9 protein-coding genes and 1 pseudogene are annotated in these 10,332 nt (G+C 70.3%); 2 read left to right on the top strand and 8 right to left on the bottom strand.

The features are described 5' to 3' along the window. From AB0959_RS52695 to AB0959_RS52680, 4 genes and pseudogenes are all read right to left on the bottom strand, one after another. A pseudogene (locus tag AB0959_RS52695) lies at positions 1-134 on the bottom strand (RNA-guided endonuclease TnpB family protein); the annotation flags it as partial. 56 nt (positions 135-190) lie between these two features. After that, complete coding sequence (locus AB0959_RS52690) at positions 191-982, bottom strand: hypothetical protein (protein ID WP_366834161.1); 792 nt, start codon at positions 980-982, stop codon at positions 191-193. Beyond that, positions 979-2,634 carry a protein kinase gene (locus tag AB0959_RS52685; protein ID WP_366834160.1) on the bottom strand — a complete coding sequence of 552 codons (1,656 nt, stop codon included), beginning with the start codon at positions 2,632-2,634 and terminating at the stop codon, positions 979-981. Before AB0959_RS52685 ends, AB0959_RS52690 begins: the two co-directional genes overlap by 4 nt. 339 nt (positions 2,635-2,973) lie before the next feature. Further along, a complete protein-coding gene (locus AB0959_RS52680) occupies positions 2,974-3,543 on the bottom strand; it encodes a CGNR zinc finger domain-containing protein (RefSeq protein WP_366834159.1) in 570 nt (189 codons plus the stop codon). Between the two features lie 272 nt (positions 3,544-3,815). Here AB0959_RS52680 and AB0959_RS52675 point away from each other — a divergent pair, with 272 nt between their 5' ends. Beyond that, entirely contained in the window at positions 3,816-4,589 is a 774-nt protein-coding gene (locus tag AB0959_RS52675) for a polysaccharide deacetylase family protein (protein WP_366834158.1), read from the top strand. 116 nt (positions 4,590-4,705) lie between these two features. Here the strand turns inward: AB0959_RS52675 and AB0959_RS52670 are convergent, their stop codons facing one another. The 4 genes from AB0959_RS52670 to AB0959_RS52655 form a co-directional block, all read right to left on the bottom strand. Next, positions 4,706-5,179 carry a carboxymuconolactone decarboxylase family protein gene (locus tag AB0959_RS52670; RefSeq protein WP_366834157.1) on the bottom strand — a complete coding sequence of 158 codons (474 nt, stop codon included), beginning with the start codon at positions 5,177-5,179 and terminating at the stop codon, positions 4,706-4,708. Between the two features lie 133 nt (positions 5,180-5,312). Beyond that, on the bottom strand, positions 5,313-5,822 hold the full coding sequence (locus AB0959_RS52665; RefSeq protein WP_366834156.1) for a CAP domain-containing protein: 510 nt from the start codon (positions 5,820-5,822) through the stop codon (positions 5,313-5,315). Between the two features lie 269 nt (positions 5,823-6,091). After that, complete coding sequence (locus tag AB0959_RS52660; RefSeq protein ID WP_366834155.1) at positions 6,092-7,441, bottom strand: phosphatase PAP2 family protein; 1,350 nt, start codon at positions 7,439-7,441, stop codon at positions 6,092-6,094. A gap of 324 nt (positions 7,442-7,765) precedes the next feature. Next, complete coding sequence (locus tag AB0959_RS52655) at positions 7,766-8,521, bottom strand: DUF4232 domain-containing protein (protein WP_366834154.1); 756 nt, start codon at positions 8,519-8,521, stop codon at positions 7,766-7,768. 186 nt (positions 8,522-8,707) lie between these two features. On the opposite strand from AB0959_RS52655, the gene AB0959_RS52650 reads away from it, so the two are divergent. Beyond that, the gene (locus AB0959_RS52650) at positions 8,708-10,123 is read left to right on the top strand and encodes a helix-turn-helix transcriptional regulator (protein WP_366834153.1); all 1,416 of its coding nucleotides are present in this window, start codon (positions 8,708-8,710) and stop codon (positions 10,121-10,123) included. The last annotated feature ends 209 nt before the right edge of the window (positions 10,124-10,332 follow it).

Raw genomic sequence — 10,332 nt, 5'->3', positions numbered from 1 at the left:
CGGTCTTTGAGGTGCTTGGCGAAGGCAACCTGTGAGGCGTAGGTGGCGGCCCGGTTGCAGGCGCGCAGGGTCGCCTCCAGTGCCGACGCCTGCTCCGGCGTCGGCAGCAGCTTCACCTGCACGACCAGCTTCACGACATCGGACCGTAGTACGACTTCCGCACACACAACCGCCGTTCACGCGGCACTCACTACAGCGGGTGATCCGCGGGACGGCTGTTCGCATTCCCCGGCTCCGCGCAGTCGTACGTGAAGTGCGCGGTGACCGTGCGGTGGGCCGGGGAGAGGATGCGCAGTTCGGCCCGTGCCGCTTGGTGGCCCTCGCCCTGGAACGTCCACAGCAGGTGAAGACGCGCTTGTCTCTGGCCCCGGACCACCACCTCACGCAGGATGCCCGAGGAGGTGCCGTCGCTTCGGGTCCAGCGGTAGGAGAGCGTGCCCGGACGGCCGTTCGTCCCGACGAGGCCGACGAGGTCCGCGGTGTCGTCGCATCCCAGGACCGTCGGCCGGGTCGTGACCGCCACCGTGCTCACCGCGACGGACGGGCCAAGGCCCTGCCAGGCAAGGAAGATGAGGACGCAGAGCACCACCAGCGCGGGCAGAGCGTGTCTGCGCAGCCGTCGTCCGCGCGAGGGCGGCGGAGGCGACGGCACGGCCGGGATCGTGGTGTGGGGGCGGTGCGCGAGGGCTGCGGTCACTCCGGGGCCGAAACGCAGCACGTTCCCTTCGGTGCGATCCGGAAGCGTGAGCGGCGCCGGCCAGGTTCCCGACGCCTCCGGGTCGACGAGGGTGGTGTCCGACTCGGGCCTCTGGATCCAGTGGCTGGCCAGCACGGTGGCGCTGTACTCGGGGTACTCCGGGTACAGCGGGTACTGCGGGTACTCCGGGTACTGCGGGTACTCCGGGTACTGCGGGTACTCCGGGTACTCGGCGTCGGTGGAGACGGGTTCGTCGCTCGGGGCGCGGTCGTGGTGAGCGTTCATCGGATACCGCACTGTCTGGTCAGAAACTGCTGCGAGGCGCCGCCGTCGGCGGAGGCGGGAGTGGTCGTGGCCTGTACCGCCCAGTAGCAGCCGGCGCTCTGGAAGGTGTGGTCGACGGTGAGCGTGTACTGGGTGGCGCCGCTGCGCGCGAAGGTCTGCGAGGCACCGTCCTGGGTGCCGAGCTGTCCCGCGCTGTCGCCGGTGAACCACGAGACGGTGATGGAGACCGGCCCGGTGCCGTCCGTGGTGATGTCGATGGTCGCCGTGGCGGTCGTGGGGCCCGTCTGCCGGAAGGCCGACACCGCCACGTCCTTGACGGCGGGTGCGGCCGGCCCGGTGGGGGAAGCGGACGTCGGCGCCGGATCGGTGGCCGCCCCGCCGGACGTCGTGGTCGGCGTGGCCGGAGCCGTGGGGTCGGACGCCGAGGGCTCGCCCGTACCGCTGGCGGCATCGGTGGCCGCCGAGTCCGACGGCGACACCGTGGACGTCGGGGACGAGGACGGGGACGAGAGGGCCGGCGCGGTCGGAGCGGTGGACCCTTCGGACTCCGCACCGGACTCCGCGCCGGGCCGGGCACTGGTGGTGGCCAGGGCCTGCGCCGTCTCCTGCGGATCGGCTCCCGGAAGGTGCCGGATGCCGTACGACAGGAGGATGCCGAGGAGCACGACCGCGGCGGACACGAGCAGGCCCGGCCGACCGGGCAGCCACGACCGCGCCCAGCCCTGGGCCGACTCCCGGCCGAGGACCGTGCGCGCGGTGTCCGTGGTGCTCCGGGGCGCGCCACGGGCCGAGGGCAGCAGCAGCGCCAGCAGTGCCACCAGCGCGGCGAGCCGGCCGCGGCCGCGTTCCTCCCAGTCGGGCCCGTAGGCGCCGCCGGCGGCCGCCTCCAGCTGCGTGACGAACGCCTCGGCCTGCGCGGGCCGTTCCTCCGGGTCCTTGGCCAGGCCACGCCGCACCAGGTCCCGTATCGGCTCGGGGACCTCGTCCACGGGGACGGGCGCGTCGACGTGCCGCAGGGCGAGTTCGGCGAGGTTGTCACCCGCGTACGGCTTGTGGCCCGTCAGGCACTCGAAGAACGTGGCCGTGGCCGCGTACACGTCGGCGGCGGGAGAGGCGGGCGCGCCGGTCCACTGCTCCGGGGCCATGTAGGACGGGGTTCCCGCCACACCGGCGCTGGTGCCCGCGTCCACCGCGATCCCGAAGTCGACGAGCTTGGACGCTCCGTCCGGCATGACCAGGACGTTCTCGGGCTTGTAGTCGCGGTGGACGACGCCGACGCGGTGCGCGTCGGCCAGACCGAGCAGCGATCCCTTGAGAATGACGAGCGCGGCCTCGGGATCGAGGGGCCCCTGTCCGGACAGCAGCGTCCGCAACGAGACACCGTCCACCAGTTCCATCACGATGGCGGCGCCGAGCGTGCTCTCCACGTACTCGTACAAGCCGGTGACGTACGGGCTCCGCAGTCCGCCGAGAAGCCGCGCCTCCGCCCGGAAGTCGTGCACGAAGCCCGGCCGGGTGCGCAGGGACTCGCTGAGGTACTTCACCGCGACCGGAACGCCGGTTTCCTCGTGCACGGCCAGGACGACCCGACCGCTTGCCCCGGCCCCGAGTTCCAGTGACTCGGCGTATCCGGGCACTGCCCATGTGTTCATTCCATCCCCCCCAAGGCCTCCGTCCCACCGGAGCCTCACGTACTCCCGAGCGACCGGGCCACGTGCGGAGAGAGACACATTTTCGGCCACTGCGGTTGCGGTGCGGCCTCCGCGGGTTCCCCGCCCCGGATGCCGGCCGCCGCGGTAGGCACTGGGAAGCACGGACCGATGGCGCTGCGGGACCTGTGCGGCGCGACAGCACGCCGTGGCCGGAAGTATCCGGCAGGCACACCCGGACCACAAGGAGTCAGAAGGAGTCGAAAGGGGCCAGAAAGAGTCGGAAGGAATCGGAAGGAGTCGGGAGGAGTCGGCAAGAACCTGACGACGGCCCCGCGTCGGTCAGTGGGACGCCGCGGGCCCGGTCTTCCTGCGGGCGCGGTACGCGGCTGCCTTGATCTTGTTGCCGCAGGACTCCATCCCGCACCACTGCCGGCGCATGCCCCGCGAGCGGTCGATGTAGGTGCGGGTGCACTCGGGGTCGCCGCACTCCTTGAGCAGGGGCACGTCCGGCCCGCTCAGGAGCTCGATGGCGTGGCGCGCCACCACGGAGAGGGCTCCTTCCTGTGTCGCCTGCGTCCATCGCCCCGTCGGAGTGAGCTGCGGTACCGCGGGCTGCTTGCGTGCCGCGTTGTTCACCACGGTCAGCGCCGCCCCGTCGTACTCCTCCCCGAGCCGACGGGCGGTGACCAGCTGGTACACCGCTTCCCGTACGGTCCTCGCCTGCTCGACGTCGGCCTCCTGACCGGGCGAGACCGCGTCGACGATCCCGGACTCCACGTACCACGCGTCCAGCCTGTCCGGCGTCGCGAACATCTCGGAGCGCGCCGAACGGCGCGCTCCGAGCGTGGCGGCGAAGTCGAGCGCCGGGTCTCCGCAGACGAATACATGGAAAGCGCTGCCGCGGTTCATGTCACCATTCTGACCGGTGACCCTCTTGCGAGTCACCCACCAGCCGAAGGCGTCCCTGCACTGACCGCCCGTGCCCCGGGAGACGGGGTCGCGGGAGACGGGGCAGGTCAACGGGCCCCGTACCCGCCGCTGCTCGCCGAGTTGTCCGTGAACTCCCCCGGGATTGTCCGTGATCGGTAACGGACGCATCCGATGGCCGCTTCTGCTCGTCATGCCAGGTGGTCGCAAGGTGACCGGGGATCGGCGAGGGACTGCGCGAAAGCGGGGCGGACATGGCACGGCACGGCGGCGGGCGGGGCTGGTACGGCAAGCTGATCGGGGCGGCGCTCGGGGTGACGATGCTCGCCGCCGGTGCCTCGGTGTGGACCGCGCAGGCCGGTGCCGTGGGCGGCTCGTCTCCCGGGGCGGCCGCGTCGGCCAAGCCGGCCAGCAAGGTCAAGCCGGTCGGGGTGACCATCGCGCACGCCTCGGACAAGGGCGCGCGCGGCGTCAACATCACCATCGATGACGGCCCCGACCCCGTGTGGACCCCCCAAATGCTCGACGTGCTGCGGGAGTACGGGGTGAAGGCCACGTTCTGCATGGTGGGGACGCAGGCGCAGGCCCACCCGGACCTCGTGAAGAAGGTGGTCGCGGCCGGGCACCGGCTGTGCGACCACTCGGTGTCGCACGACACCACCATGGACAAGAAGCCCGAGGCCTACCAGTCGCAGCAGATCCTCGACGCCGAACGCATGATCACCAAGGCGTCCGGGGGCGTACGGCCGATGTACTACCGGGCGCCCGGCGGAGCCTTCACCCCCTACAGCCGCGAGCTCGCCGCGTCCCGGGGCATGCGCCCGCTGGGCTGGAACGTGGACACCAAGGACTTCGAGCGACCGGGCACGGAGGCCATCGTCGCCACCGTCGAGCGGGAGCTGCCCAACGGGCCGACGCTCCTCTTCCACGACGCGGGAGGCGACCGCTCCCAGACCGTCGAGGCCCTGCGCAGGCTCCTCCCCCGGCTCAAGGAGGAGGGCTACTCCTTCGGCTTCCCGGTGCGCTGAGCCCCGGCCCGTGGACACACACGCCCCGGTCCCTTGGTGAGGGTGTCCGGGGCGTGTGCTGTCGTGCCGCGTTGTGCGAAGCCGCGTTGTGTGAGGCCGCGTTGTTCGGCGTCGCGTTATGCGAACTGGCCGGGCCGGTAGTCGCCCGCGGGCTGCTGGACGATGACGTTCAGCCGGTTGTAGGCGTTGATGACCGCGATGAGGCCAACCAGGGCGGCGAGTTGCTCCTCGTCGTAGTGCTTGGCCGCGTTCGCCCAGACCTCGTCCGGGACGCCACCGGCCGCGTCCGCGATCCGCGTGCCCTGCTCCGTCAGCTCCAGGGCGGCACGCTCGGCGTCGGTGAACACCGTGGCCTCCCTCCAGGCCGCCACCAGATGAAGGCGCTGCGCGGTCTCCCCGGCGGCCTCGGCGTCCTTGGTGTGCATGTCGGTGCAGAAACCACAGCCGTTGATCTGACTGGCACGGAGCAGGACCAGCTCCCGCGTCGGGCCCGGCAGTGCCGAGTCCGCGACGACCTTGCCCGCCGAGTTGAGGTGCTTCAGGAACTTGCCCGCGACGGGGTTGCCGAAGAGGTTCAAGCGAGCGTCCATGAGGAACTCCTGCGTCGTTGTGGGTGCTTGCACCTCACTGACGGCACGGCTCGGCACAGTGTGACAGGACCGGATGTGACGTACGTCTCTCGGAGGCGCGCCCTCGTCCCCTGTCCGGCACGTCGGCCGGGTGCTAGCGGGACGTTCCGAAGTCCTGCGTCCAGTAGGAGCCGGACTCGGCGAAACCGACGCCGATCTCCTTGAACGCGCAGTTCAGGATGTTCGCCCTGTGGCCGCTGCTGGCCATCCAGCCGTCCATGACGCTCTGGGGCGTGGTGTAGCCGGAGGCGATGTTCTCGCCGGCGGCGCTCCAGGAGTAGCCGACGCGTGCGTACCGGTCGGTCAGGGACGATCCGTCGGACCCGGTGTGCGAGAGGTTCCGGTGGTCGGCCATGTCCTGGCTGTGGTCCTGGGCGGCCTTGGTGAGCTTGTCGTTCACGGTCAGCGCGGCACACCCGGCCTCGGCCCGCTCGCTGTTGACGAGCGCGACCAGGGCCGTGAGGTCGTCGTCCGACACCGCGGTCGTCGCAGGAGTCGCAGGAGTTGTCGTCGCGACAGCCGGGACCGAGGCGGCCGACGCCACGGCCACGGTGACGGCGGCCACGGCTAACGCACGGCGAAATATCCTGTGCTGGTTATTCATGCATTACCTCACTTAATGCGTACGCCCGCGTCGCGGCCGTAACTCCGGGATTTCCGGTTCGCCGGCAGAACCTACAACACCCGCCGGTCCGGTCCATGAGTCATGGGCGGGGGTGAAATCCCGAGCCTGGAATGCGATCGGCGCGCAGCGCGAGGGGAAATGACGCCTCTGATGCGCATAAATCACCCACACGCCGCCGCGCCTCTACGTTTCGCGGAGCCTCATCGTTGTGAATTCTCCCGTGATTCATCCCATAAGAGAATTCAGCCTCAGATCAGTTCGGGCTGCGGTTCCGGTCGCGGCGCCGGAGCGGGCTTCGGTTCCCACTGTGCGGTGGTCCGTACGTAGCCGTAGATGACCGAGACCATCGCCAGTACGAGAAGTGGTCCGTACACCCACGGATGCCGGGCCATCTCCAGCGGCAGATAGCGATAGGACACCAGGAGCACGGCGAACACCGTTGTGCCGTAAGCGACCAGTTGGATCCCTGATCGATCCCAGCCGCGGTCGAGCGAGCGCAGAGCCACCTCGATCGTGAGCGTGAAGACCACTCCGGCAATGAGATCCGCGCCGTAGTGGTAGCCGAATCCCAGCGTCGCGGCGAGGGTGGCGATCAGCCAGAACGTGCCGGCGAATCGCAGAAACCATGGGCCCTTGCGGGAATGGATGAAGATCGTGGTGGCCCACGCCGTGTGCAGGCTGGGCATGCAGTTGCGCGGCGTGATCTCGTCGAACGGCATGTGCTGCGGAGTACTGATCGGCGGCGGCGTCTGCGGCCACAGGTTGGCCACGGCCCAGTGCTCGGTGGGCGGCATCGGCGACCACAGGCTGACCGAGGACCAGTGCTCGACGCCGTTGCCGTAGGCGAAGATCGGCCCGACCACCGGGAAGATCATGTAGATGGCCGGTCCGAGGAGGCCGATCACCAGAAAGGTGCGCACCAGGTGGTGGCCCGGGAAGCGGCCTTCGGCCGCCACGTTGCGCAGCTGGTAGAGCGCGATGACGACCGCGGCCACCGCGAGCTGGCCGTAGACGATGTCGAGGAACTGGAAGCCGACCCGGCCGGTGGCCGTGACGATCCGGCCCACCACCCACGACGGGTCGCCCAGCGCGCGGTCGGCGGTCGCCACGTACTGGTCGAGCACCGCCGGGCGGGTCTTCGAGGTGATGAGCAGCCAGGTGTCACCGGTCTTGCGGCCGGTCACCAGCAGCAGGCCCAGCCCCACGCCCTTCAGCAGCAGGACACGTTCCTGGCCGGTGCGGCGCGTGACGGCGACGACCGCGCAGCCCAGAATCACCCACAGCGCGCCGTTGCCGAAGGGATGGCCCTCGGTCACCTCGACGCCGGCCGCCCACCGGACCACCAGGAAAACGATGTCGATACCGATCGCGGCACCAACCGCGATGAACCGTTGCCGCCAGGGGAGGACCACCATCATCAACGCCATGCTGGCGTACAGCAGGAAACCCGATTTGGGCGGGAGTATCACCTCCCGCACCTGGTTGGTGATCGGCCCCGGCACGTCGTAGCGACGCGCGGCGATCTCCAGCGCGACGAGGAATCCGAGCGTCACGACAGCCGCCGTGGCCCACAGTATTGCCCGCGGGTGCCGCCACACGGAGAGCGCGGTTATGCCTTTTATTCGCGAAAAGGTCTGCGATGCTCTGGGTATCAATTATTCGACCGATTTGTTAGGTTTTGGGTAAGTTGATTACTTATCTCGCTGGATGGCACGGCTTTCCGGTGAAGGGCGGGCGATAGGGGCGTTCGTCGCGAGGTCGAACATGTTATCGGAGCGGTGCGGGTGGGTTCCGCCGAAATGTGCACGGCCGAGCGGACGGTTCACAAGAGCGCCTTTTCGGTCCACGTCCAACACGCCCAAAGGGCCCGGGTCGGTGACCCGGGCCCCTGCCTGTTCACGGCCCCTGCAAGGCGGCCTCCGTCACCAGTTGACGGCGTCGTCCATCGACTGCTGCCAGTACGTGACCTTGAGCGAGTCGTCGACGTAGACGCCCGCAGCGGGCAGTGACGGGTGAGCGCCCGCGCCGACGCTCTCGTTGCCGGAGCGGCCCTGGAAGTAGACGCTCAGGGATTTCACGGTGTGGCCGTTCGAGCCGCTGCCGTCGGCGGCGGCCAGGCTCACGGAGGCGTAGCCGGACTCGCCCGGCGCGAGCGTGACGACTGCCTGCGGCTGGGAGTCCTCGATGACCGGGGGCACGGCCTGGGCCTCGCCGAAGCGGACGGCCGGGTAGCCGTAGAGGAAGCAGCTCTTGCTCCCGGTGTTGGTCACCGTGAGCAGCATGTGGTTCACGGGACGGTTCAGCGGGGCCGCGACCGTCCTGGTGTTGGACCCCTCGCACGTGACCGGCTTGGCGGAGGAGGCCGGCGCCTTCGACACGGAGCCACCGGCGGTGGACCCCTTGGTGTCGGCGGCGGGGTTGTCGCCCGAGGAGCCGGAGCCTGAGCCGGAAGCAGAGCCGGAGCCAGTCGAGGAGGAGCCGGTCGAGGAGGAGCCGGTGGAGGAGGAGCCGGTGGAGGCAGCGTCGGAAGAGGAGTTCGCGCTCGTGTCGGTGGCCCCCGAGGCACCCTCGTCGTGGACGCCGGTCCCCTCACTGCACGCGGTCAGCGAGAGCGCGGCGAGTACGACGGTGGCGGCGGCGCCGACGAGACGAGTGCGGGAGGTGCGGAGGCTGTGCATGTGGCTGTGCCCCTTCGGAGTTCGGGTGGCGTGGTGATTGGATGACCGAAGCTTGTGAGGTGATCCGTCCCAGCCGCCATGCCCGGCGGGCAGTTGGGGACGCTGGAACACGGAAACGCGCTCTGACCAGGGGGAAAGCAGGGGCCCTGGAACGCGCGACTGGAACACGGGGGGATAGGGGAACGCGTGTCAGGGGCAACAGAGGCCGAGGAGACGGAGGCGTTCGCCCGGCTGCTGGGGGAACTCAAGGACCGCTCGGGACTCAGCTACGGGGCTCTTGCCAAGCGGCTGCACATGAGCACGTCGACGCTGCACCGTTACTGCAACGGCACCGCGGTTCCGGTCGATTACGCACCGGTGGAGCGCCTCGCGAGGGTCTGCCGGGCAACGCCGCAGGAGCTCGTGGAGGTGCACCGGCGCTGGATCCTCGCGGACGCGGCACGAGGGCGCAGGGCGGATCAGGTCGCGGTGACGGGTTCGCCTCGGGGGGCCGGGTCGGACGCATCGGACGCATCGGACGCATCGGCGGGGGGTGTCCGGGCCGTCGGGGCTGCTGACACCGTTGAGAACGCTGATGTGCCTGATGAAGCTGATGGGCGAGGTGACGGCGAGAGCGGTGAGCCGCTTGTCGTCGACGTGCCGCGCGAGTCCACGCCGCCTCGTCGTCCCCGTCCTCCCCGCCGTCCCCTCGGTCGCCGTACCGTCGTGCTGATGGCCTCCGTCGCGGTGGCCGCCGTGCTGGGAGCCGTGGTGCTCACCGTGGGGCCTCCGTTCGGCGGCGAGAGTGACACGGGGGGCCGGCGGGCGGCCGGTGACACCGGGGTGGTCACCGGGACGGTGGATGCCGGGAAGCCGTCCGGCTCCCCGTCCCCGAGCCCGAAGGAACACGAGCCGTCGGCATCGGCCTCCGCGTCCGCCACCGAGTCCGAGGGGGCCGGTTCCGGCGCTTCGAAGGGCGACGGCGGGAAGGGGGCGGCCCAGCCCACCGGCGGCAGCGCCACCGGCGCCGTCCCGCTCGCCGTCGACACCCGCCCCTACGTCTACGACAGCCCGTGCAGCCAGCACTTCCTCGTCAACAGCGAGCCCGAGCAGGTCGGCCCGCCGGCCGCCGAACAGGACGCGCCGCGCTGGGCCGCCGCGTACGGGGCGGTGTCGTCGGGGGAACAGCGGGTCGCGCTCACCGTCCAGGGCACCGGTGAGGACACCGTCGTCCTGCAGGGGTTGCACATACGCGTGCTCACCAAGGGCGCGCCGCTCGCCTGGAACGACTACGCGATGGGTGTCGGCTGCGGTGGTGGCGTCGAGACCAAGTCGTTCGACATCGACCTCGACGCCGGAAGTCCCACGGTCACCGTCAAGAACGGCCAGCGCGACTTCCCGTACTCGGTCAGCGAGTCGGACCCGGAGGTCTTCTACGTCACGGCCCACGCCAAGGCGCACGACGTCCGCTGGGAGCTCACTCTGAACTGGTCCAGCGGCAGCCGCCGCGGCACCCTCCGGATCAACAACGACGGCACCCCGTTCCGCACCAGCGCCGACGCGGGCCGCCCGGGCTACGACTACCCGCTGGGCGGCAGCGAGTGGATCGAACGGCAGGGCTGACGGTTCCGGGCGGACGACCGCGCCGCCCCTGTCACAGCAACCGAACTCGGCTCAGCCAGGCAACCTCGTGGTGGAGGAAATCACCGTACGGGCCTGGTTCCCCGCGAGCCTCCCCTCGCGGGTGAACCTTCCGCACGTCACCGTCATGCCGGTCGGCCCGGCCGGTCGGCCCGGCCGGCCGGGCCGCCCGGCCGCCGCCGCGCCGCGCC

The organism is Streptomyces sp. NPDC046862, from assembly GCF_040704615.1.
GTDB lineage: Bacteria > Actinomycetota > Actinomycetes > Streptomycetales > Streptomycetaceae > Streptomyces.
This window is presented reverse-complemented; position numbering and strand designations above follow the sequence as displayed.